The 23318-nt window shown below is 37.4% G+C and carries 20 protein-coding genes; 12 read left to right on the forward strand and 8 right to left on the reverse strand.

Annotated features, from left to right (window positions below; genetic code table 11):
* Position 1: 1 nt before the first annotated feature.
* Entirely contained in the window at positions 2–1027 is a 1026-nt protein-coding gene (locus JNG87_RS04170; protein WP_002982450.1) for a rod shape-determining protein, read from the reverse strand.
* Positions 1028–1418: 391 nt separating this feature from the next.
* Between JNG87_RS04170 and hemA the strand changes: the two genes are divergently transcribed.
* The 4 genes from hemA (at position 1419) to hemE (ending at position 5414) form a co-directional block, all read left to right on the forward strand.
* Entirely contained in the window at positions 1419–2693 is a 1275-nt protein-coding gene (gene hemA / locus JNG87_RS04175) for a glutamyl-tRNA reductase (protein WP_110009152.1), read from the forward strand.
* A complete protein-coding gene (gene hemC, locus JNG87_RS04180) occupies positions 2680–3588 on the forward strand; it encodes a hydroxymethylbilane synthase (protein WP_202841882.1) in 909 nt (302 codons plus the stop codon). Before hemA ends, hemC begins: the two co-directional genes overlap by 14 nt.
* Before the next feature lie 64 nt (positions 3589–3652).
* A complete protein-coding gene (locus JNG87_RS04185) occupies positions 3653–4336 on the forward strand; it encodes a uroporphyrinogen-III synthase (protein WP_202841884.1) in 684 nt (227 codons plus the stop codon).
* A 46-nt stretch (positions 4337–4382) separates the two neighbouring features.
* Positions 4383–5414 carry a uroporphyrinogen decarboxylase gene (gene hemE, locus JNG87_RS04190; protein WP_079240028.1) on the forward strand — a complete coding sequence of 344 codons (1032 nt, stop codon included), beginning with the start codon at positions 4383–4385 and terminating at the stop codon, positions 5412–5414.
* A gap of 78 nt (positions 5415–5492) precedes the next feature.
* Here the strand turns inward: hemE and JNG87_RS04195 are convergent, their stop codons facing one another.
* The gene (locus JNG87_RS04195) at positions 5493–6314 is read right to left on the reverse strand and encodes a T9SS-dependent choice-of-anchor J family protein (protein ID WP_202841886.1); all 822 of its coding nucleotides are present in this window, start codon (positions 6312–6314) and stop codon (positions 5493–5495) included.
* 137 nt (positions 6315–6451) lie between these two features.
* On the opposite strand from JNG87_RS04195, the gene JNG87_RS04200 reads away from it, so the two are divergent.
* Complete coding sequence (locus JNG87_RS04200; protein ID WP_202841888.1) at positions 6452–6577, forward strand: GNAT family acetyltransferase; 126 nt, start codon at positions 6452–6454, stop codon at positions 6575–6577.
* Positions 6578–6630: 53 nt separating this feature from the next.
* Here JNG87_RS04200 and JNG87_RS04205 read toward each other — a convergent pair whose 3' ends face one another.
* The 5 genes from JNG87_RS04205 to JNG87_RS04225 form a co-directional block, all read right to left on the reverse strand.
* Positions 6631–7851, reverse strand: a complete 1221-nt coding sequence (locus JNG87_RS04205) for a cysteine desulfurase (protein ID WP_202841890.1) — start codon at positions 7849–7851, stop codon at positions 6631–6633.
* A 284-nt stretch (positions 7852–8135) separates the two neighbouring features.
* Positions 8136–8783 carry a 50S ribosomal protein L25/general stress protein Ctc gene (locus tag JNG87_RS04210; protein WP_110009121.1) on the reverse strand — a complete coding sequence of 216 codons (648 nt, stop codon included), beginning with the start codon at positions 8781–8783 and terminating at the stop codon, positions 8136–8138.
* Positions 8784–8839: 56 nt separating this feature from the next.
* Complete coding sequence (locus JNG87_RS04215) at positions 8840–9778, reverse strand: ribose-phosphate pyrophosphokinase (RefSeq protein WP_202841892.1); 939 nt, start codon at positions 9776–9778, stop codon at positions 8840–8842.
* An 85-nt stretch (positions 9779–9863) separates the two neighbouring features.
* A complete protein-coding gene (locus tag JNG87_RS04220) occupies positions 9864–11324 on the reverse strand; it encodes a G-D-S-L family lipolytic protein (protein ID WP_110009119.1) in 1461 nt (486 codons plus the stop codon).
* Between the two features lie 12 nt (positions 11325–11336).
* Positions 11337–12575 (reverse strand): OmpP1/FadL family transporter, encoded by a 1239-nt coding sequence (locus JNG87_RS04225; protein WP_110009118.1) that lies wholly within the window; start codon positions 12573–12575, stop codon positions 11337–11339.
* Between the two features lie 427 nt (positions 12576–13002).
* Here JNG87_RS04225 and JNG87_RS04230 point away from each other — a divergent pair, with 427 nt between their 5' ends.
* The 6 genes from JNG87_RS04230 (at position 13003) to JNG87_RS04255 (ending at position 21158) form a co-directional block, all read left to right on the forward strand.
* The gene (locus JNG87_RS04230) at positions 13003–14397 is read left to right on the forward strand and encodes a stage 0 sporulation family protein (protein WP_110009117.1); all 1395 of its coding nucleotides are present in this window, start codon (positions 13003–13005) and stop codon (positions 14395–14397) included.
* Positions 14390–14854: a gliding motility lipoprotein GldH gene (locus tag JNG87_RS04235; RefSeq protein WP_110009116.1), complete on the forward strand. Its 465-nt coding sequence runs from the start codon at positions 14390–14392 to the stop codon at positions 14852–14854. Before JNG87_RS04230 ends, JNG87_RS04235 begins: the two co-directional genes overlap by 8 nt.
* Before the next feature lie 6 nt (positions 14855–14860).
* Positions 14861–17239 (forward strand): transglycosylase domain-containing protein, encoded by a 2379-nt coding sequence (locus tag JNG87_RS04240; protein ID WP_202841899.1) that lies wholly within the window; start codon positions 14861–14863, stop codon positions 17237–17239.
* A gap of 75 nt (positions 17240–17314) precedes the next feature.
* Positions 17315–18856, forward strand: coding sequence for a protein adenylyltransferase SelO (locus JNG87_RS04245; protein ID WP_202841901.1), 1542 nt, complete (start codon positions 17315–17317; stop codon positions 18854–18856).
* Positions 18857–18942: 86 nt separating this feature from the next.
* Positions 18943–19806 carry a T9SS type A sorting domain-containing protein gene (locus JNG87_RS04250; protein WP_202841903.1) on the forward strand — a complete coding sequence of 288 codons (864 nt, stop codon included), beginning with the start codon at positions 18943–18945 and terminating at the stop codon, positions 19804–19806.
* A gap of 74 nt (positions 19807–19880) precedes the next feature.
* Positions 19881–21158, forward strand: a complete 1278-nt coding sequence (locus JNG87_RS04255) for a DUF6080 domain-containing protein (protein ID WP_238349668.1) — start codon at positions 19881–19883, stop codon at positions 21156–21158.
* A 56-nt stretch (positions 21159–21214) separates the two neighbouring features.
* On the opposite strand, the gene JNG87_RS04260 is transcribed toward JNG87_RS04255, so the two are convergent.
* Positions 21215–21772 (reverse strand): SPOR domain-containing protein, encoded by a 558-nt coding sequence (locus JNG87_RS04260; RefSeq protein ID WP_202841905.1) that lies wholly within the window; start codon positions 21770–21772, stop codon positions 21215–21217.
* A gap of 184 nt (positions 21773–21956) precedes the next feature.
* On the opposite strand from JNG87_RS04260, the gene JNG87_RS04265 reads away from it, so the two are divergent.
* Positions 21957–23315 carry a c-type cytochrome gene (locus JNG87_RS04265; RefSeq protein WP_047426932.1) on the forward strand — a complete coding sequence of 453 codons (1359 nt, stop codon included), beginning with the start codon at positions 21957–21959 and terminating at the stop codon, positions 23313–23315.
* Positions 23316–23318 lie beyond the last annotated feature (3 nt).

The following is a 23318-nucleotide window of genomic DNA, read 5'->3' on the forward strand; positions in this document are numbered from 1 at the left end:
ATTATTTAATTAAGAAATTGAACTTATCCATATTCTTAAGGGCAATACCTGTTCCGCGAACTACAGCTCTCAACGGATCTTCAGCAACAAATACCGGAAGACCGGTTTTTTTGTGAATTCTGTCAGCAAGACCTCTTAATAACGCTCCTCCTCCAGCTAGATAAATACCTGTTTTATAAATATCTGCAGCTAATTCCGGTGGGGTAAGAGATAATGTTTCCATTACAGCATCCTCGATTCTGATGATCGATTTGTCTAATGCACGTGCAATCTCTTTGTATCCAACCATAATTTCTTTAGGCTTACCTGTAATAAGGTCTCTACCCTGTACCGGGATATCTTCGATGTCTACATCAAGATCTTCTACTGCAGAACCTACTTCAATTTTGATTCTTTCAGCTGTTCTTTCCCCGATATAAAGGTTATGGTGAGTTCTTAAGTAATAAGCAATATCATTGGTAAATACGTCTCCTGCAATCTTCACAGACTTATCACATACGATACCTCCTAAAGCAACAACCGCAATTTCCGTAGTACCACCACCTATATCGATAATCATGTTACCTTCAGGTTTCTGTACGTCGATCCCAACTCCAATTGCAGCAGCCATTGGTTCGTAGATCAATCTTACTTCTTTTGCATTTACTTTCTGAGCAGAGTCTCTTACCGCTCTTTTTTCAACTTCAGTAATACCAGAAGGGATACAGATTACAATTCGTAATGCCGGTTGAATGAATTTACCTTTGATTCCAGGAATTTTCTTGATGAATTCCTTGATCATGTGCTCAGAAGCGTGGAAATCAGCAATAACCCCATCTTTCAAAGGACGGATGGTTTTGATATCCTCGTGAGTTTTACCCTGCATATGCTTGGCCTGCTCTCCGACGGCAATCGGCTTACCCGATGAACGTTCAATTGCAACAATTGAAGGTTGATCAATAACAATTTTATTATTATGGATGATTAGGGTATTAGCAGTTCCAAGGTCTATCGCAATTTCTTGCGTAAACATATCAAATAAACTCATATTTTTCTTCTGATTTTAAGATTACAAAGATATAAATTTAACACTAGTAAAGAAATTTCCCACCAACTTAATTTGGTTAAAATTTTATTAAAATTTATAATTCTTTATTAAGTTTTAGTTTAGACATTTACAGAGTTTGATTTCAACTAAAATTCATGGGATGTTAAAAGGGCTGAAAAGCGAATTAGCAAAAGGGTAAAAAGGCTAAGAAAGCTCAACAAAAAAGGCATAAATAAAACTTAAGAAGCGTAACAGCTTTCATACAATATGCATTTTTTGCCATTTTACAGTTTCACCTTTGCGGCATTCCCTTTTATAGTTTTTTACGATAATTATCATATACACTATCTGAGAAAGGTTAATGAAAAAAATCGTAAATTTGCCACTGCTTATGTTACAGTATTCCAACATTCATCGAACGTCAAATTTTGCCGTGCTTTCAATAAGCTACGAGAAAGCCGACGTAGAAACGAGAGGAAAGTTTGCATTCTTTGATGAGAACATCAAAAACTTTGTTTCCAGAGTCCATCAGGAAGATCTGGGTGATGCATTTGTGGTTTCCACTTGTAACAGGACCGAGATTTATACCACTTCTCCCAATTATCTTTTAGTAGCGGAAGAGTATTGCAAAACGATTGGAGTACAACTTACCGATTTTCTTCAGTTTGCAAATATTCTTACCAAAGAAGAAGCTCTGATTCATCTTTTCAGAGTAGCGGCAGGCCTTGAAAGCCAGATTATCGGAGACTTTGAAATTATCGGGCAGATAAAAAAAGCATATAGCCGTTTCAAAAAAGAAAGACAAAATTCGAATCCTTATCTGGAAAGAGCCATCAATGCTGCGATTCAGATTTCGAAAAGAATAAAAAATGAAACCGGCATTTCGAATGGTGCTGCTTCGGTTTCTTATGCGGCCGTTCATTATATTTTAAACAACCAGAAAAGGATTACTGAAAAAAACATCCTTCTTTTGGGGGTAGGTGAAATAGGACAGAATACCGTTGAAAACCTGGTAAAGCATGTCTACCAGCCGAAAATTAAAATTGCCAACAGAACTCAGGAGAAAGCCGAAAAAATTTCCCAGAAATATAATATTCCTCACGTTGATTATTCTGATTTTGACCAGGAATTAAAAAATACAGATATTCTTATTGTGGCAACAGGAGCCAAGCATCCTATTGTCAACCGGTCTCATTTCCCTAATGGAAAAGAAACACTGATCATTGACCTTTCCATTCCTCATAACGTTGAAAAGAATGTTACTGAAAATAAAAACGTAACTCTGATTGATGTGGATGAGCTTTCAAAACAGATTCAGGAAACGATTCAACAGCGCGAAAGAGAAATCCCGAAAGCTGAAAAAATCATTAAGGAACTGATGAAAGACTTTATTGAATGGGAGAAAAAGAGAAAACTTGCCCCTAATATTCATCATTTCAAAGCCGTTCTAAAGAACATGGAGCGTAATGAAATGCATAATTTCTACAAAAAAAATAAATACATAAACATCACGGACATGGAACTTTCTGATAAAATGATCCAGAAAATCACCAACCGTTTTGCAAAATATATCATCGATAATCCTTTAAAAGCCGAAGAAATTAGTAAATTAATGCACGAAATATTAGTTGAACAACCAAACAACGAATTCAATGAAAAGCATTAGAATCGGAACGAGAAATTCCGCACTTGCACTTTGGCAGGCTAGAGAGGTTGCGAGGCACCTTCAGAACAACAATTATTTAACGGAAATTGTTCCTATCGTTTCTTCTGGCGATAAGAACCTTAATCAGCCGCTTTATTCTTTAGGAATTACCGGGGTTTTCACAAGAGATCTTGATATTGCCCTATTGAATGATGAAATTGATATTGCCGTACATTCTTTAAAAGATGTTCCCACTCAATTGCCTCAAAATATTGAGATGATCGCTTATCTGGAAAGAGATTATCCACAGGATATTCTGATCAGAAAAGAATCTGCAAGGAATAAAGAATTCCATGAGCTTAAACTTGCCACCAGCAGTTTGAGAAGAAGAGCTTTCTGGCTGAGAAATTATCCTACCGCTGAGTTTTCGGATATCAGGGGAAATATTCAAACCAGACTTCAAAAACTGGAAGAAGGAGATTTCGATGCTACGATCTTATCTTTGGCAGGCATCAAAAGAATGAAAATGGAAATTGATTATGAAATGCTTCCATTAATGATCTCTGCCCCATCACAAGGCGTAATCTCTGTAGCCGGACATACTGACAAGCCGGAGATCAATGAAATTGTGCGCCAGATCAATCACCAACAGACTCAGATCTGTGTGGAAATTGAAAGAAACTTCCTGAGCACTTTAGAAGGAGGCTGTACTGCACCTATCGGAGCATTTGCAGAAATTATCGACGACCAGATCCGCTTCAAAGCAGCACTTTGCTCTCTGGACGGTAAAAACTGTATTGCTGTAGATGAAAACTTTGTCTATACTCCAAATGAGAATTTTGGAGAAAAGTTTGCAAAAGTTGTTCTTGAGAACGGAGGAAAAGAATTAATGGCAGAAATCAAAAGCCAGATCTGATAGTTCAGATTTACATTTTTATATTCCTTTAGCCACACTTTTTCATTTTCTTAATTTTACAGACATGAAAATCTTATTTACCAAAAATATAGACCCATCTATTATATCCAAAGAATTAGGAGAGGATATTTTGGTTGACTGTGTTGAGGTAATTAAGACCAGCCCTATTATGATCAATCCTTTTGATCTGAAAAACTACTCTCTGATTTTTACCAGCGTCAATGGAGTGGCTTCTTTTTTTAAAAACAGATTCAAACCCAATGAAGATTTTACCGCAAAAAACTATAACAAAATCTATTGTGTAGGTGAAAAGACCAAAAGAGAGCTGAGGAAACATGGTTTTGGAACATTTAAGGTACTGAAAAATGCTGAAACTCTTTCGCGATTCATTATCGGAAAATGCCAGCACGAGCAGTTCCTGCACTTCTGTGGCAATCTTGCCATCAATGTTCTGGACAAAGACCTTCCGTTACAAAACATTAAGTACAAAAAAGTTACCATTTATAATACTGAGGAAACTCATCCTGTAATAACTGAAAAATATCATGCTGCAGTATTTTTTAGTCCGAGCGGAGTTCGTAGTTTTGCAAGGCGAAATTCTCTGGAAGGCATGAAGCTTTTTTCCATTGGCGAAACCACTTCCGGTGAGCTGAGAAATTATACGCAGGAAGAAATTTTTACTTCAGAAGAAAATACTCTGACATCAATATTTGCATTGATCAGAAAAGAAATCGGAAGTAGGATTTAGAATATCTGTTACCGGATATTGCCGGTAATATTAGTTACAATAGATTATGATAAAAAACGACCTATATTTAAAAGCACTTCGCGGAGAAACCGTTGAAAGACCTCCTGTCTGGATGATGAGGCAGGCTGGAAGATATCTGCCGGAATTCATTGCTTTAAGAGATCAGTATGATTTCTTTACAAGATGTCAGACTCCTGAACTTGCCGCCGAGATCACCCTGCAGCCTATCCGCAGATTTCCTCTGGATGCCGCGATTCTGTTTTCTGATATCCTGGTAGTTCCGCAGGCAATGGGAATTGATTTCAAAATGAAAGAATCTGTTGGCCCTTGGCTGGATACTCCCATCAGAACGATGGAACAGGTTCAGAATATTGAAACTCCGGATGTGAATGACACTTTAGGTTACGTTTTTGATGCTATTGAACTTACCTTACAGAAGCTGGATAACGAAATCCCATTGATCGGTTTTGCCGGTTCTCCATGGACTATTCTTTGCTACTGTGTGGAAGGAAAAGGAAGCAAAGCATTTGACATTGCAAAATCTTTCTGTTTCCAACAGCCTGAAGCAGCACATTTATTATTACAAAAAATTACCGATACTACGATTGCTTATTTAAAGAGAAAAGTAGAAAAAGGAGTTTCTGCAGTACAGGTTTTTGATTCATGGGGAGGAATGCTTTCTCCTACGGATTATCAGGAGTTCTCATGGCAGTATATCAATCAGATTGTTGAAGCATTAAGCCCGCTTACTCACGTTGTCGTATTTGGGAAAGGATGCTGGTTCGCACTGGAAGACATGACAATGTCTAAAGCGTCTGCTCTTGGCGTAGACTGGACTATTAAGCCGGAATTCGCAAGAACACTGACCAACCATACGATGACACTACAGGGGAATTTTGATCCTGCAAGACTTCACTCAACACCTGAAACGATTAAGAAGATGGTGAATGAAATGATCAACCGTTTCGGAAAAGACAGATATATCGCCAATTTAGGGCACGGAATTCTCCCTAATGTGCCTGTAGAAAATGCTGAAGCATTCATCAGAGCGGTAGTAGACTGGAAACCGAATGTATAAGATTATTTCTTTTGAAAATATACAAAACCCTTATAGGCATTCTATAAGGGTTTTTTGTTAGAATTATTTTTTTAATGATTATTCCTTCATCACTTTCTTTTTAACAACTTTTCCATCAGGATTACTGATCATTATAATATAGACTCCTTTTGGCAGATCTGATAAGTCATAGGAATCAGATGCTTTATTAAATGTTTTCACAAGTTTTCCTGACTGGTCAATTACAGAAATCTTTTCAAACTTGCTCTGAGAGCTTTGTTTAATATAAAAATCCCCCTTAACCGGATTCGGATATACATCTATATGATCTGCATACGAAACTTCTGACGTTGCCAGAAGGCCACTTGTAATCTTTACATTATCTATTACAACACCATAAGAATAATCTCCGGCATCATCATAAACAAATCTTAATTTAAAAGCTGCGTTAGCATAAGGTGTCAGATCTATATTGGCGGCAGTATCATAACTGGTTACTACAAATGTAAAAGTATTAAAATCAAGGTCCCATATTCCTGCGTCACCTGAAAAAGTAAAAACCTGAATCCAGGAAGTTCCATTGAAAACTTCAACTTTTAAAGTAGAATCAAGATTATCAATCATATTAGCATAATTAAACGAGAGCTTTGGATTTACTACTCCGGCCAGGTTAATTACAGGAGAAATCAGTCTGGCATTCGTATTAACTACGGATGGTCCTGCATCATCATCATCAAAAAAAGCTGCTCCATCGGGAAAGCCAGCGAAACCATTCTGGACACCCACATTCCAGTTAAATGAATTATCCGGATTCTCTACCATCCACCCGGCCGGCAAAGCATTTCCGTTGAAATTTTCAGAAAAAACTTGTGCATCACACAGACCACAAATCGACAATAATAGAATAAAGAATTTTTTCATAATAAAATATTTGATGTTTATATAAAATTAGCGAAATATTTTTCATAAAACATTAATAATTATATATAAAATCAATACATTACATGAAATTATTAGAAAAGATCAGAATTTTATACTTAACCTTTAAATCGCATCATATGAAAAAATTAAACAAAGAAAAGATGAAAAGCATTATGGCAGGAGGAGAAATCTGTCTGGAATGTGCTATCGGCTATTATCAGGTCATTATTGAAGGCCGGTGCTATTGTATTTCAATAGATTAAAAAAAAGCAGCTCAACAGCTGCTTTTAATTGTATATCAGAGATCCAATATTGATTAGCTCAACATTCTCTGTGCTTTTTTAACACCTTCCACCAGAGCATCAATTTCTTCGAAAGTATTATAAACAGCAAAACTTGCCCTCACTGTTCCGGCAATATTAAAGAAGTTCATAATAGGCTGCGTACAGTGGTGTCCTGTTCTTACAGCGATTCCCATTTTATCAAGAATCATTCCTACATCAGAGGCAATTCCTACTCCTTCCAGATTAAAAGAAACAACCCCGGTTCTCTTCGCTTTTTCACCATAGATTCTAATACCATCTATTTCCAAAAGCTGTCTTTGCGCATATTCCAATAAAGCATTTTCATGATTCTGAATATGGGTATGACCTACTCTATTCATGAAATCAACAGCAGCACCTAAAGCAATATTTCCACCTACATTCGGCGTTCCTGCTTCATATTTGAATGGAAGACCTGCATAAGTGGTACCATCGAAAGAACATGTTGCAATCATCTCTCCTCCTCCGTGAAAAGGTGGTAAAGCTTCTAATATTTCTTGTTTTCCATATAAAATACCTGTTCCCATCGGAGCATACATTTTATGACCTGAGAACACAAAGAAATCACAATCCATCTTCTGTACGTCAATATTGAAATGCGGAGCAGACTGAGCTCCGTCTATCACAACATAAGCATCTGTATTCTTTCTTGTTTTGGCAATAATCTCTTCAATCGGATTCACAATACCTAATGCATTGGAAACTTGGTTTACAGAAACAACCTTCGTTTTTTCACTCAAAAACTGATCAAAATAATCCATCTGAAGGATTCCGTTCTCATCAATAGGAATCACGCGTAGTTTCGCTCCGGTTCTTTCACACAGCATCTGCCATGGAACAATATTGGAATGGTGCTCCAGATATGAAATAATGATTTCATCATCTTTCTGCAGTTTCTGTGTTAAAATATAAGCGATGAGGTTCAACCCTTCTGTTGTTCCCTTGGTAAAAATCACCTCAAAGTCATGTTCAGCATTAATGAATTTCTGAATCTTTCTTCTTGAAAGCTCCATTTCTTCTGTTGCCAGCTGGCTCAACGTATGAATCCCTCTGTGAACATTAGCATTAAGTTCTGTATAATATGCGTGACAGACTTCCAAAACTGAATTTGGTTTTTGGGATGTAGCTGCATTATCCAGATAAACCAAAGGCTTACCGTTCACTTCTCTGTCCAATATAGAAAACTGGCTTCTTATTTCCTGAATGTCAAACATTTATTTATTTTTTAAATTAAAACGTCCTTATTTAGAACTCTTCAAATTTACGGCTTTTTTTCCGAAAGGAAGCATGGGGTTGGGTACTGATCGCTATCTGTTGATAGAAATATTCAATAGGGTAAGGTGAAGAAAGCCAATAAAACAAAAGAGGAAATTACTAAAGGGCAAAAAGACAAAATTGAAAGCAGCCTACCAGATTGTTTAGGTATCCTGCTTACTCGTTACCAAATAAAAAACCCGCCATAACTGACGGGTTCTTATATTGTTTAAATAAGCAATTCTTATTCTGCTGCAGTTTCAGCTGCTGCTTCAGGAGCTGCACCTTCTTCAGTTGCAACTTCTTCATCCTCATCATCATCCTGCATTGCTGCACCTCCTTTCATTGCATTTCTAGACATCTTAACAGCAACTACTACTGCATTGTCAGGGTGCATGAAAGAATATCCTTCTGTTTTGATACCACCGATGTAAAGTTTGTTACCAATTCTTAATGGAGTAACATCAACTACTACTTCGTCAGGTAGGTTAGCAGGGATAGCTTTTACTTTTAGTTTTCTGAAAGACTGACGTAAAACACCACCAGCTACAACACCTTTTGAACGTCCTGTAATTCTTACCGGAACTTCCATGATCACTGGCTTATCGTCAGATAACTGATAGAAGTCAACGTGAAGAATTTTGTCAGTAATTGGGTGGAACTGAATATCCTGAAGAACAGCTGGAATTGTTTTTCCGTCAACCTCAATAGATACCGTGTGTGCTTCAGGAGTGTATACTAATCCTTTGAAAGCTCTCTCTTCAGCAGAGAAGTTCAAAGGTGCTTCACCTCCATAAACAACACAAGGAACTAATTCAGCATCACGTAAAGCTTTTGTAGACTTTTTGCCCACGCTTTCTCTTTTTGTACCTTGAATTGTAATAGATTTCATTTATAAAAAATTTAAAAAATTGTTCTAATTTTAATTTGCAATTTATTTAAAATCAATTAAATAACAAATTTACTACTAATTGATTTATGTTCATGAACCATTGTCATAACGTCTGCAAATAACGGGGCGCAAGATAGCACTTTTATTTTAGATGACAAATTATTTTTAACAGGAATTGAGTCAGTTACAATAACTTCCAGCAATTTTGAGTTCTCAATATTCTCGTAAGCCTTACCAGAAAGCACTCCGTGGGTAGCCATAGCTCTTACTGTTTTTGCTCCTTTTTCAATCAAGATACCTGCAGCTTTGCAAAGTGTACCTGCAGTATCAATCATATCATCAATAAGGATTACGTTTTTACCTGTAACATCACCAATAAGGAACATTTCTTCTACAACGTTTGCTTTTTTTCTTTCCTTATAAGCAATTACTACTTCAGCACCCAGGTGACCGGCATAGTTTTTCGCTCTTTTCGCACCTCCCATATCCGGAGAAGCAATGGTAAGATTATCAAGATTCAAAGACCTGATGTGGTCTACGAAAATAGTAGAGGCATACAGGTGATCTACCGGAATTTCGAAGAATCCCTGGATTTGATCTGCATGAAGGTCCATTGTCATGATTCTTGTTGCTCCTGCTGCAGTAAGAAGGTTGGCAACTAATTTTGCACCGATCGGCGCTCTTGGTTTGTCTTTTCTGTCCTGTCTGGCAAGACCAAAGTAAGGAATTACTACGGTGATGCTCTTTGCAGAAGCTCTTTTTGCTGCATCAATCATTAGAAGAAGTTCCAAAAGATTGTCTGCAGGAGGGAATGTAGATCCAATCAGGAAAACTCTTCCTCCTCTTACAGATTCGTCCAAAACAGGCTCAAATTCCCCATCACTGAACTCCTGAAAGTTGATTTTTCCTAATTCTTTCCCATAATTCTGGGCAATTTTCTCTGCCAAGTCCCTGCTGGTTCTTGTACAAAATAGATAACTTAACTGATCGGCCATTTTTACTTTTTAAAAGATTTTGCAAATTTAAAAAAAAACCACAAGATTTACTCCTGTGGTTTCTAAGTTTTTATTTTATCAATTATTAAGGGAATTTAACTCCTGAATATTTGTTCGGATCTACCTGTGGAAGTGTAGAGTTGTATTTAGCATTGATAGATTTAATAAATTCATTAGCAACAATACCATATCCGCGTCCTGTCAGATGAACTCCGTCTAAAGAGAAAGCTCCGCCGGTTACAAATGTCGCCGTATATTTTACTCCATCCCAAATAATTCCTGATTTAGAATTCAATTCCATCATTTTAGCGTCCATATCCACAAAGGCAAGACCTTTGTCTGTTGCTGCTTTTTTTATCGCTGTGTTATATCCTGCAGTAGCAGCAAGGACTTTTGCAGTCTCAGCTTCAGTAAGGACAAGCTTATCTTCTAATGGTACGGAAGTACCTCCTCCAGCCTGTGGAGTAAGAACTTTACTAGCTGGTAAAAGAATTAAATCCTTCGCTGTTGTTTGTCTGTATTTTGGAAGCCCCGGAACAGTTGACAGATCTTTATCTACAATTACAGCTCCGTTGACTGCTGCTCCGGCAGTAAATTTAATTAACCTTCTCTGATATTCAGCATCGCTGATCGCTCCTAAGGTTTTAGCCTGCAGCAATCCTGCGTTATACTGAGCATATCCTGTATTCAGCTGAGTTACCTGAGCATCTGTCAAACCTGTAAGAGGCATAGCAGGAATTCTCGTAAAGTAAGGGACATTGGTAACTGTAGGAATATTAGCAATAACACCTTTTCTTTTTGTACCGGCAGGGAATAGTTTATCTACTAAATAAGCATAGGTATTACTGAACCCTACCCCTACAGCACCATCTACTGGCGTAATCGGAACATTCGGATCAGCTCCTCCTGAAGTTGCATATAATAAAACATCATTATTTCCTATCCATAAAGAAATGAAGGTTGGGTCTTGTTTTAGGGCATCTTCTACTACTGAAGTTGTTGTTGATGACGCAAACCTTACGAAATATGGATTTGCAGTAGCAGGCGTAGAGATTAATCCGGCTGGATTCCCATATCCCGGAGCCAGTAAATGCGCTACTCTTGCTCCCGGAACTCCCATATTCTGGTAAGGACCACCAGCAGAAACATTATCTAATGCTGCTCCTGGAGCTGTTGGACCGGGAGTTAATGCTCCGTTCACCACACTTAACACATATTTACCTGCAAAATCTCCTGTTGCTGGGTTAAATAAATTGGTAAACCCTCCTGTGTCATTAGGCATCATTGGCTGTTTAAAAGCGCCTCCACCTGCTAATTGCATTTGCGCTGCAATCATGCTTGGATAAGATTCACTCTGTCCACTGCTGTAAAGAGCTCCATCTCTATAACCAGCAGTTAATGAGTTTCCTAACGAAATATATTTTGAAAAGTCTGCGTCTCCTTTTGTTACCGGGATATCTTTCACATCCGTATCGAAATCCGTATTACAGCTTACTGTAAAAAGAAGTGCAGAAACTGCCATTGTCGATATTATAATTTTTTTCATAGTCTTCTAAAATTAAAATGGATTATAAGAGAAACCTAGACCAAAGTAGAAAGCAGTTGCTTTTGACTGTCCGTTAAGCCCTATATTAACATTATTCACCTTTCTGTACTGAGGCATTGCATATCCTCCGGCAACATCAATTCCGAACTGCTTCAGCTTGAAGCCTACCCCACCTGTAACCACATAGGTATCATATGAAGGAGTTTCCGGTATAAAGTTATCCGTAGTATAAGGTGCTTCATCATAATAAGCTCCCAAACGTCCGTAGATCATATTGGTGAACGCATACTGGGTTCCCAGTCTGAAAGTTTTGGAGTTTTTGAAGTTCTTAGGATTGGTAAGAATAGTTGGGTCTGACGGATTGTTCCCGATAGGCGCATTCTCGAAATCCAATGTAAGCTTGCTGTATCTTTCCCATCCGTGATAGTTAAAGTCTGCAGAAACCTGCCACTTCGGTGTGATCTTATAGGTCAAACCAATGGTATATTCTTCAACCAATGGCAGCGTTGCTGAGAAACCATCTTGTCCTGCAGCATTCAGTTTTAGCTGATTATAAACAGATTGAGATGGGAACTGGAATGTAGCAGTTCCTGATTTAGCTTTCATATCGATTGCTGAACGATATGCAATACTCACATCTAATTTCGGGTCAGGCCTGAAATAGAAACCGAATCCATATCCGTGGCCGGTTGCATTATCGTCATTAATATTAACCTTTCCGTCAAATTGAGTCACTGCCTTGTCCCAATCTACTTTTCCTCTTGCGTAGATATAGCTGGCACCAAAAGATACCCATGGAGCCAATTTTACAGAGACCATTGGCTGGAAATAGAAACTTTTCAGTTCCATTTTCTGTACCAATTCCTTACCTTCCCAGTTATCAGGCCATTTGATTGTACTTCCAAAAGGCGTTGAAAAACTGAACCCTACGGTAAGTTTCTCTATGGGTCTATAAGTAATTGCAGCATATATAGGTGTTCCTATAGGGTTATCTGTTTCTGCACTTTGTAAAGTATTGAAGTTTTGAAAAGTAACTTTATTACTTGCACCAAACCCTCCTGCCACTACACTCAGCTTGGAAGGGATAAATGACATACCCGCCGGGTTAAAGAATGTCACACTCGCGTCTTCGGCATGAGCACTAGTATGCGCCATTGCCAATTGTTTTACCCCCTGCAGGGAAACTCTGAAGCCTCCTGCATAAGATAGAACTCCCGCCAATAAAGCAGTTGATACTAATATTTTTTTCATAGACTATTATTATATATAAGCCAAATATAAAATTATTTTGAATACATCTGTTAATATTTCCTAATATTTTAAACAATATTACAAAAGAAAACTATGTTTAAAATAACACCTCGAAGAAAATAAAATGCAAAATAATCATTATTAACTATTTAATACAGTTGATAAACCAAGTCATATTCATTGTTTAGTTTTAAACGGTTGTTTAAAACTAAACAATTATGCTCTGAAAAAGCAATACAGGAAAGTAAAAAGATAATAAATGTTAAAGGAAACAAATAGAATAAATATTAGCATCTGGTTAAGCCTACAGCCATCATTCTTAGGCAAAATATGAAAATGTTTTATGCCGAATTCAGCTTATTTAAGTATTTTAGAATCGCATAAAGATAAAAATACATAAATTTGCAGATTATAAATAATAGAAAATATGAGTTGTGGATGTAAAACATCCGGCGATTCTGCACATTCTTGCGGCCCTAAAAAAACCGCAAATGGCTGTGAAAATGTAAATACCTGCGGGAATAGTTATAAATTAAGTGTTTTTGACTGGCTTTCTAACATCAACAATCCGGCACCGAACAGGTGTGATTTTGTAGAAGTTAGGTTTAAAAATGACAGAAAATCGTTTTATAAAAATGTAAATAATATTCCTTTACATATAGGTAGCGTAATTACAGTAGAATCAAGTCCGGGACACGATGTAGGCGTAGTAAGCCTTACGGGAGAATTAGTAAAGATTCAGATGAAAAAGAAAAAGTTTTCTGAAGAATCGGCACTCAAAATATACAGACAGGCCAACCAAAAAGACCTTGAGGTATGGCAGGAAGCAAGAAAAAAAGAAGATGGCGTAAAGCTTGAAGCAAGAAAAATTGCACAAAGATTAGGTCTTGAAATGAAAGTTACTGATGTGGAATACCAGGGGGATGCTTCAAAAATCACCTTTTACTACACCGCTGATAACCGAGTGGATTTCAGACAATTAATCAAAGATTACGCCGGAGCTTTCCGTACTAAAATTGATATGAAACAGATTGGTTTCAGACAGGAGGCAGCCAAGGTGGGCGGAATCGGATCTTGCGGACGTGAGCTTTGCTGTTCTACATGGCTTACAGATTTCAGGTCTGTAAACACCAACGTTGCAAGATATCAACAACTGAGCATCAACCCTCAGAAACTTGCAGGACAGTGCGGTAAGCTTAAATGTTGTCTTAACTATGAGCTTGACAGCTATCTGGATGCGTTAAGCAACTTCCCTTCTTCTTCAACTACTTTGGAAACAGAAAAAGGAAAAGCATTCTGTATCAAAATTGATGTTTTCAAAAAGAAAATGTGGTTTGCTTATGTGGATAGTTCAATCGCATGGTATGATTTCGATATTGATCTTGTTAAAAAACTGATTTCAAAAAACAAAAGAGGTGAAAAAACTCTTCCTCTTGAAGATTTGAAACAGCCGGAAGCCTCTACTCATACTATTGACCTGATCCAGGAAAATAACGTGGACCGATTTGAGAAGAAAAACAGAGGAAACAGAAACAGGAATAAGCAGAATAACGGACAACAGGGATCACAAAACCAAGGTCAGGGACAAGGACAGAAAAGAAACAGACCGGAGAAAAACGAAAGGCCGGAAAGATCTGAAAAAACCGAAAACCCAAATGCCCAGTCTGCCAATCAGCCAAGACCTCAAAAGCAGCACCCGCAGCAAAAAGTAGCTGTGGAAAAAGCGGTGAACAACTCTGATGCTGATAAGAAACCACAGAACAATCCAAACAAGAAAAAATTCAAAAAGAGATACCCTCCAAAAAAAGATAATAATGCATAAAATTTTAGGATTACTTTCACTTATCCTTTTCTTTAGCTGCAACTCTTCCTCAGGAGGAGATGTCATTATGAATTCCGTTGATAACAAATGGAATAAGAAAAGTGAACAAAAATTTAATCTTGAAGTTTCAGATCCGCAGAATCCTAAAAATATTATATTTGTCGTAAGAAATAACAACACTTATCCTTACAGCAATATAAGGTTTATAGTGAATTTCACCAATCTACAGAACAAAAAAAAGGAAACAGACACTTTAAATTATGTTCTGGCTAAACCAAACGGAGAATGGCTTGGTACAGGGTTTGGTGATACGAAAGAAACTTTGTTTCAGTATAAAGTAAATTACCAGTTTCCAGGAAAAGGAAAATATGAAATCGGTCTTACCCAGGCGATGAGAAACGACAACCTTCCGGGAATTGAGGATATTGGGGTAAAAATAGAAACGGCTAAACCGTAACCATAAATGGAAGAAAACAAAAAAAATGCAGGAAATAAGGGGAAAACATTTCCTCTGCCTCCCAAGAAAAAGAAAGATACCTCCTGGAGAAAATGGGTTTCATTTATTTGGATAGGACTCATCGCGGTAGTTCTTGGAATTTCAGTACTTTTCTTTTCGGTTTCCCAAGGATTCCTTGGTGAAATGCCTGATGTAAAAGAACTTGAAAATCCGGACATCTTTGTTGCTTCTGAGATCATTTCTTCAGACGGAGTAACCTTGGGTAAATTCGAAAAAGAAAAAACTCAGCCCATTGTTTATAAGGACCTTCCTCCTTTCCTTATCTATGCGCTTCAGGCTAAAGAAGATGAGCGTTTCAAAGAACATTCAGGAATTGACCTTCAGTCTGTTGCCAGAGCAGTAGTTTTTGGTGGCGGCCGAGGTGGAGGATCTACCATTACCCAGCAGCTGGCAAAATTACTTTTCACAGGGAAAAGAGCAGATAATAAAATTAAGGCTGTTTTTCAAAAGCTGAAAGAATGGGTAGTGGCTGTAAGTCTTGAAAAGAGATATACCAAAGAAGAAATTGTAACATTGTATTTCAATAAGTTTGATTTCCTTTACAATGCCAACGGAATTGAAATGGCTTCCAAAATATACTTTAACAAGAAGACCTCCGAACTTACTTTACCCGAAGCAACCATGTTTGTTGCTATGCTTGAAAATCCGGTAAAAAACAACCCAATGAGAAATCCGGAAAGAGCAAAAGCGAGAAGAGATGTTGTTTTGGATCAAATGCTGAAAACAGGCTACATAGATCAGGCTACGTTTGACAAAGCAGTTGCAACACCTATTGCATTAGATTATCATCCAATCAAAAATATTAACGATGATTATTCTGCCTATTACAAGTTTTATCTGAGAAAAGAGATTGATAAATATCTTGAAACTCACGAAAAAGAAACCGGCAAAAAACTAAACCTTTACAAAGACGGTTTAAAAATATACGTTACCCTTGATTCTAAAATGCAGAAATATGCGGAAGAGGCAATTAAGGAGCACTTAACGGATCTTCAGAAAAGATTTGATGCGGAACAAAGAGGAAGAAAGAACAGACCTTTCTACTATCTGAACGACAAACAAATCAATGATGTGATGGTTCAGGCTATGAAAAGAACCGGAAGATACAAGATGTTGAAAGCAGACGGTATGCCTGATGATTCTATCATGATGGAATTCAAAAAACCTATCAAAACTTCAAGATTCACATGGAACGGAGAAGAAGAGATAGAAATGTCTCCATGGGATTCTATCAGATATCATAAACAAATTGCACAGGCAGGTTTAATGTCTATGGTTCCGGGAACAGGAGAAATCAAAGCATGGGTAGGTGGTATAGACTGGCAGCACTTCCAGTATGATCACATCAAGCAAGGTAAGAGACAGGTAGGATCCACATTTAAGCCTTTCGTATATGCCACTGCGATTATGAAACTCGGAATGACACCTTGTTCAGCTGTTTCTAACGGAACATACGATCATAACGGATGGCATGTACCGGGAAGAGGCGGAATGCTAACTTTAAAAGATGCATTGGCACATTCTCAAAACCCTGTTGCCGCAAGACTTATTGAAATGACAGGAGTAGACGCTGTAATCCAGACGGCAAGAGATCTGGGAGTAACAGAAGATATTCCAAGAAACAATACAATTGCTTTAGGTTCATCAGACATTACAATTTACGAAATGCTTGGTGCTTACAGTACTTTTGCCAACTATGGTAACTATAACAAACCAGAAATGATCTGGAGAATTGAAGATGCCAACGGTAGAGTCATCAAGGAAGTAAACGTGGAACCTAAGGAAGTAATGAACCCAATGTATGCTTACACCATGATTGAACTGATGAAAGGTGTTGCACAATACGGAACCGCTTCCGGAGAACTGGGAAGAAGAGGAATTTCAAAAGCAGTAGAAATTGCTGCCAAAACAGGAACAACTCAAAACAACTCTGATGGATGGTTTATGGGAATTACTCCAAAATTAGCAACCGGAGCATGGGTTGGATGGGAAGACAGAGCTACCCACTTTTATGGAACAGGTGAAGGTCAGGGTGCAAAAATGGCATTGCCAATCTGGGCTATATTCATGAAGAAAGTATGGGCAGATAAGAGCCTGGGAGTTACCCCTGATGATAAGTTTGTAAAACCTTCAGACTGGAAAGACGGATGTTCAAACCTTAAAGGATTAAGCGGAGGATATGGAGATGAAGGAAGCCTTCAAACCATTGATGAGATCAAAAATCCAAGGCCGGCAGATCCAACGCCTAAAAAACCAGCAGAAAAGAAAGAGGACAACATCAATGAAAACCTTCATTCCAATGATGAAGTAGATTTCAATAAATAATTTCTCTTTTAGAAATACATAAGACCTTTCAATAATCTGAAAGGTCTTTTCTTTTATAATTAATACCTTTGAAGGATGAATATCGAACGTATCAGACAGCCATTTATTGAAAATTTCCCGGGTGATTTCTCCAACAACCCAATGCAGAGAAATACCCCGAAGGTTTTATTTGCCACCATTAAACCCGCAGGCTTTGATAAACCTGAGTTGATAACTTTTAACGAAGCATTATCAGAGGAAATAGGCTTGGGAAAATATGAAGATAAAGACCTGGATTTTCTGGTTGGAAATCATCTTCCGGACAATATTCAAACCTATGCCACAGCATATGCAGGACATCAGTTCGGAAACTGGGCAGGACAACTTGGAGACGGAAGAGCCATTCTTGCCGGTGAAATTATCAATGAGGCAGGAAAAAAGACCGAGATTCAATGGAAAGGAGCCGGAGCAACACCCTACTCCAGACATGCCGATGGAAGAGCTGTGTTAAGATCTTCTGTACGTGAATACCTGATGAGTGAGGCCATGTATCATCTGGGCATTCCTACAACCAGAGCGCTTAGCCTGGCTTTCACAGGTGAAGATGTAATGCGTGACATCATGTATAACGGAAATCCAAAACTGGAAAAAGGTGCAGTGGTTATCAGAACTGCTGAAAGTTTCTTACGTTTCGGACATTTTGAACTCATGTCTGCCCAAAGAGAATACAACAATCTTCAGGAGCTTGCCGACTTTACCATTGAAAACTATTATCCGGAAATTACATCAACTGACGACAAAAAATACAGAGACTTCTTTGAAAATATATGTACCCGGACTGCCGACTTGATGGTTGAATGGTTCAGAGTAGGCTTTGTACACGGAGTGATGAATACAGACAACATGTCTGTTCTCGGATTAACGATTGATTACGGCCCCTATTCCATGATGGATGAATATGATTTGAATTTTACTCCCAACACTACAGATCTTCCAGGAAGAAGATATGCTTTCGGAAAACAGGGACAGATCGCTCAGTGGAATCTTTGGCAGCTGGCCAATGCTCTTCATCCATTAATCAAAGATGAAAAGTTTTTGGAAGATACTTTAAATAATTTTGGCACCTATTTTTGGGAAGCCCACGACCAGATGCTTTGCAGAAAGTTCGGATTTGATCAGCTGCGAAAAGAAGATGAGGATTTCTTCACCAACTGGCAAGGTCTTATGCAAGAGCTTCAGCTGGATTATACCCTGTTTTTCAATCAACTGGCAAAAACAACTCAAGAAACCAATATATCAGAGCACTTTAAAGAGGTCTCTTATATTATTTTGGACGAAAAAAAGTTGACAAAACTTAATAATTTCATCAAAAGTTATAGATCAAGATTAGAATTAAACTCTAATTCCAGAGAAGAATGTTTAGCCATGATGGAAAAAACAAACCCAAAATTTATTCTTAGAAATTATCTTCTTTACGAATGTATTGAAGAGATCAGCAACGGTAAAAAGGAAATGCTGGAAAAGCTTACCAAAGCTCTTGAAAATCCATATCAGGAAATCTACCCTGAATTCTCCGTCAAAAGGCCGTCGGGATATGATGATACAGCGGGATGTTCCACACTTTCATGTAGTTCATAATTGATTATTATTCATAAAAAATCAAAAAACATGTAATTATTTTCATTTTTTTATTACTTTTACTGTCAACTTTAAACGTAAACCAAATGAAAACAAAATTACTATTCATCTTCTTAGTCTCTTCTATATTGGGAAATGCGCAAACTCTACTTTCGGAAAATTTTGAAGGAACAACATTTCCTCCTGCAGGGTGGACAAAATCAAACACTAATGTATCCAGAGCATGGGACTTAACAGGCAATGTTTTTTCAGGTAGTTCCGCTTCTTCAATTGAATTAAAAACAAGGTTTACTATCGCGGGAAATAATTCAGCTACGATTGACTGGATATCAGGAGCTAATACAGCAAATCTTGTAAGCCCGGCATTCAGTCTGGTAGGAGCTACAAGCCCTACCTTTAGCTTTAAAGTAAAAGTTGGCTGGGGTTATATGATAAGTCTTAACCAGGGAAATCTTCTGGCACAGATTTCAACAGACGGAGGAACAAACTGGACGACTCTCTGGAACGAAGATAGCGAACCTGGTTTTACTGATGATGGTGATGGTAATATCGATACGGATTTCTACAACACAGTTACTGTACAGAAAAGTCTTGCTGCATATGTTGGGCAAGCTAACGTAAAAATACGGTTCCAATATGTTGCCAATGATGCAGATGCTGTTTCTATTGATGATGTACAGGTTATTGCTAACGGAACTCTTGGTACATCTGAAGTCTCAAAAACAAAAGTGGATAACCTTTCAGTTTATCCGAATCCTACAAAAGGTATAGTCAGCATTAAAACAGATAAAAAAATCAAAGCTACATCTGTAATTGATATCTCAGGTAAAACTATAAGTACAAACAATTCTGAAACTACAGATATTTCGTCACTTCCAAAAGGAACTTACTTACTAAAAGTAGACTTCTCTGATGGAACATCCAAAACCGAGAAAGTAATCAAACAGTAAGAACGTTTATACAAACTTTTACAACCACCAATTTTGGTGGTTTTTTTATTTTACTTTTGCAAAAAATTTGACACGTGTCTTCTATCAAAACAAAATTTATCCATTTTTTAAAACTGGTTTTCCCATCCACCTATACCGAACTGGCAGTATTTCTGTTTTTCATGATCTGTTATGGAATATTAGGATCTTATATAGCCCTGCATTATAGAATTATCTTTGACAATAGAATTCCATGGGACGCTTATTTCAGTTTTGATAATAAATCGATCCTTATGACAGGAGGCAGTTTTGAAAGACATCCCCTGTCCTACTATTTTTTTAACTGGGTAAGAGAATTTTCATTATTTGTTTCAGGAGGAAAAATGGATGCCAGCTTCAGACTCACGCTGGCATGGCTCAGCAATATCATCATCACATTGAATATTGTTCAGGTATTTAAATATGTAAAGAACATCATTTCCCTTCCTTTATGGTTATGCCTTTTAATCATATTATTCTTTGGAGCTTTTTCCACTAATATCATCTTGTCATTCACTCCGGAAAATTTTACCTACACTTTATTTTTACTCTCATTATACAACCACTATGCAGCAATAAAACTAAAGAAGGAAGAAAAAATACCTGCAACCGCCTTATCACTGGCTGGGATTACTATCGGAGGGCTTACCATTACAAACATTGTAAAAGTTTTCATCCCACTTTTATTTGAAAAAGGACTTTTCAGAAACTGGAAAAAATTCGGAAATGCAGCGCTTAGAGTGACAGTCTCTATGATCTGTTTTGTACTTCTTTATTTGAACAGAATTGATTTTAAATATCAGAATATCTTTTCAAAAACAAATCAGCAATATGAAAAGTTCTCCAATGTAAAGTCGATGCCGACATGGGATATGATTCTTTCGTTCTTTTTTGGAGGTAATATTCTTTTCCCCGGATTTATTATGTCAGACAAGCATAATATGAAAGGTTTTAATTTCAAGGGCCTATACATGGATCTTTATTCATCAGTGTTTCCTTACTTTTTTGTAATCCTGCTGTTGATCCTGATCATTTGGAGTTATTGTAAAAATTTCAAAAATAAATGGGTTCAGGTGATTGCCATTTCATTTTTCATTGACATTGCGATCCATTGTGTGATGAGATTTGGTCTTCATACTTCCTACATCTACGGAGGACATTTTGTCTTTGTATATCCTTTGCTGTTAGGATGGCTCTTTTTTGCTTACAGATCATCACCTAAAATCATGTCATTGCTAACATTAACGGTTGTAGTGTTATTCACTTATCTGCTCGCCGCCAATATTTTCAGAATGACAGAATTTTTCTGGTTTATGGAACATTATTACCAATAAAAAAAGCTGAGAATGTTTCTCAGCTTTTTGTTTTTCTATGTTGAAATAAATTCTTCTTATTTTGCTTCGGCACAGAAAATTCTATACTGTACTGCTACTGCAGATTTAAAGTATTCTCTGATTTTCGAAAGATCACTGGCAGCACTTTGTTTTGTGAAATAACTTCCGGCCAAAATCTTATAGTTGGGTCTTAAAGACGCATCTGTTTCCACTTTCAGGTTGGGAAATCTTTTTCTGAAATAAGACTTCACCTCGTTGGCTTCTTCATTACTTTTCACTGTTGTAATCTGAATTTTAAATCCTAAAATTCTAGGATTTTTCTTACAGATTTCAGCATTGGTAAGTTCTCTGCTTGGCACAAAGATCTTAGGTGGTTTTGTAGTTATTCCTGTAGAAATTCCACTATCATTATTACTGAAATCTCTGGAAGAATTTGTTGGCGCAGCTTTAGCACATTTCCCTTCAATTCCTTCCAAAGCAGCATTTATTTTGGAATCCATTGTCATTACAAGCTCTGTTCCTGACAGGGTGTCCTTTTTAACAACTTGCTGTGCTTCAATATTATAAAATCCAAATAATGATAATATCGAAAATATTTTGATTAGATTTCTCATTTAAACTTGTTTCCGCAAATTTATACAAATTAAAAAACTATACCAAACTGGTTATTTAGAATCAATACAAATTAAACGTAAATGATATTTTCCCTTTTCGATATACCGTTAAATTCCTGTTAAAAATATTATTTTTGCGGAATTGATTGAATGTTCAATAATTTACTAACATAAGATAATTTAAATGATTAGTTGGAGAAAGCATTATAAAAAAACGTTGATCGCGATAGGCTTATTGCTATCAACCAGTGCTTCATTTTACGGGCAAGACGGCGATCCTAAAAACGGAGAGAAACTTTTCAAAGCGAATTGTACTGCATGTCACGCGCTGGACAAACAAGTTGTAGGGCCACCATTAAAAGGGGTTGTAGAACGAGTAAAGACAGAAGGTGGTGTAGACAAAGATTGGCTTCACAAGTGGATCAAAGACAACAAAGCTCTGAGAGCTTCTGGGGATAAATACGCTAATGAGATTTTTGAAAAGTTTAATAAGACTGAAATGCAGGTCTTTCCGAATCTTACAGATAAGGATATTGACGACATTTTAGCTTTCACAACTAACCCTCCTGCTCCGGAGGAGAAAAAGCCGGAAGCAACTCCTGCAACTGACGCTACTGCGGCAGCACCTGCAGACAAAACTACTACAAACGTTGTAATCATTTCACTTTTAGCGATCGCAGGTTTACTGGTTTGGATCTTGGTTAAACTAAGACAATTGGTAAAACTAGGTCAGTCTGAAGATTTAGCCGGACTTAATGAAACAAGAGTTCGTTCTTTCAGTGAAATGTATGAGAAGTTCCACTTCATTGGTAAAGGTCTATTGGCAATCCTTGCTATTTTAGCTGCTTACGGAGTATGGAACTGGCTAATGTGGATCGGGGTTTACAAAGGGTACAAACCTGAGCAGCCTATCTACTTCTCTCACAAAATCCACGCCGGAGAACAGAAAATTGACTGTCAGTTATGTCACTCCAGTGCTAAATACGGAAAAGTATCTGAAATTCCTTCTATGAACGTTTGTATGAACTGTCACAGAACAATTTCTGAATACAACGCAGATCACTACATGGAGCCTGGAAAAGACAAGGCATTCTATGACGGTGAAATCCAGAAGATCTACGCAGCAACAGGTTGGGATCCTGCAAAACAACAGTACACAGGAAAAACACAGCCGGTTGAATGGACAAGAATCCACAACATGCCAGACTTCGTTTACTTCAACCACTCTCAGCACGTAATTGCTGGAGAACAGGCGATCATCAATTCTTTCAACAAAAAGAATCCTAACAACAAAATTGATGTTGTATGTAAAGCTTGTCATGGTAAAATTGATACAATGAATGTTGTTCAGATGGCTAACGACTTTACTATGGGATGGTGTATCGAGTGCCACAGAACGACTGAAGTTGATATGAACAACGGTTATAATAAAGAGTACTTCAAAAATCTACATGACAAGTTGAAAAAACAATATCCACAAGATGGAGGTAAGATCACTGTAGATGCAATTGGAGGTCTTGAGTGTGGTAAATGTCATTATTAATAA

This window comes from Chryseobacterium cucumeris (assembly GCF_016775705.1).
Classification (GTDB): Bacteria; Bacteroidota; Bacteroidia; order Flavobacteriales; family Weeksellaceae; genus Chryseobacterium; species Chryseobacterium cupriresistens.

Bases quoted from the DNA above. Each gene is read 5' to 3' on its own strand.
- JNG87_RS04195 (WP_202841886.1), bottom strand. From the start codon at position 6,314: ATGAAAAAATTCTTTATTCTATTATTGTCGATTTGTGGTCTGTGTGAT.
- JNG87_RS04215 (WP_202841892.1), bottom strand. From the start codon at position 9,778: ATGGCCGATCAGTTAAGTTATCTATTTTGTACAAGAACCAGCAGGGAC.
- JNG87_RS04205 (WP_202841890.1), bottom strand. From the start codon at position 7,851: ATGTTTGACATTCAGGAAATAAGAAGCCAGTTTTCTATATTGGACAGA.
- JNG87_RS04245 (WP_202841901.1), top strand. From the start codon at position 17,315: ATGAATATCGAACGTATCAGACAGCCATTTATTGAAAATTTCCCGGGT.
- JNG87_RS04185 (WP_202841884.1), top strand. From the start codon at position 3,653: ATGAAAATCTTATTTACCAAAAATATAGACCCATCTATTATATCCAAA.
- hemA (WP_110009152.1), top strand. From the start codon at position 1,419: ATGTTACAGTATTCCAACATTCATCGAACGTCAAATTTTGCCGTGCTT.
- JNG87_RS04260 (WP_202841905.1), bottom strand. From the start codon at position 21,772: ATGAGAAATCTAATCAAAATATTTTCGATATTATCATTATTTGGATTT.
- JNG87_RS04220 (WP_110009119.1), bottom strand. From the start codon at position 11,324: ATGAAAAAAATTATAATATCGACAATGGCAGTTTCTGCACTTCTTTTT.
- JNG87_RS04225 (WP_110009118.1), bottom strand. From the start codon at position 12,575: ATGAAAAAAATATTAGTATCAACTGCTTTATTGGCGGGAGTTCTATCT.
- JNG87_RS04170 (WP_002982450.1), bottom strand. From the start codon at position 1,027: ATGAGTTTATTTGATATGTTTACGCAAGAAATTGCGATAGACCTTGGA.
- JNG87_RS04240 (WP_202841899.1), top strand. From the start codon at position 14,861: ATGGAAGAAAACAAAAAAAATGCAGGAAATAAGGGGAAAACATTTCCT.
- JNG87_RS04210 (WP_110009121.1), bottom strand. From the start codon at position 8,783: ATGAAATCTATTACAATTCAAGGTACAAAAAGAGAAAGCGTGGGCAAA.
- JNG87_RS04265 (WP_047426932.1), top strand. From the start codon at position 21,957: ATGATTAGTTGGAGAAAGCATTATAAAAAAACGTTGATCGCGATAGGC.
- JNG87_RS04250 (WP_202841903.1), top strand. From the start codon at position 18,943: ATGAAAACAAAATTACTATTCATCTTCTTAGTCTCTTCTATATTGGGA.
- hemE (WP_079240028.1), top strand. From the start codon at position 4,383: ATGATAAAAAACGACCTATATTTAAAAGCACTTCGCGGAGAAACCGTT.
- JNG87_RS04200 (WP_202841888.1), top strand. From the start codon at position 6,452: ATGAAAAAATTAAACAAAGAAAAGATGAAAAGCATTATGGCAGGAGGA.
- hemC (WP_202841882.1), top strand. From the start codon at position 2,680: ATGAAAAGCATTAGAATCGGAACGAGAAATTCCGCACTTGCACTTTGG.
- JNG87_RS04230 (WP_110009117.1), top strand. From the start codon at position 13,003: ATGAGTTGTGGATGTAAAACATCCGGCGATTCTGCACATTCTTGCGGC.
- JNG87_RS04235 (WP_110009116.1), top strand. From the start codon at position 14,390: ATGCATAAAATTTTAGGATTACTTTCACTTATCCTTTTCTTTAGCTGC.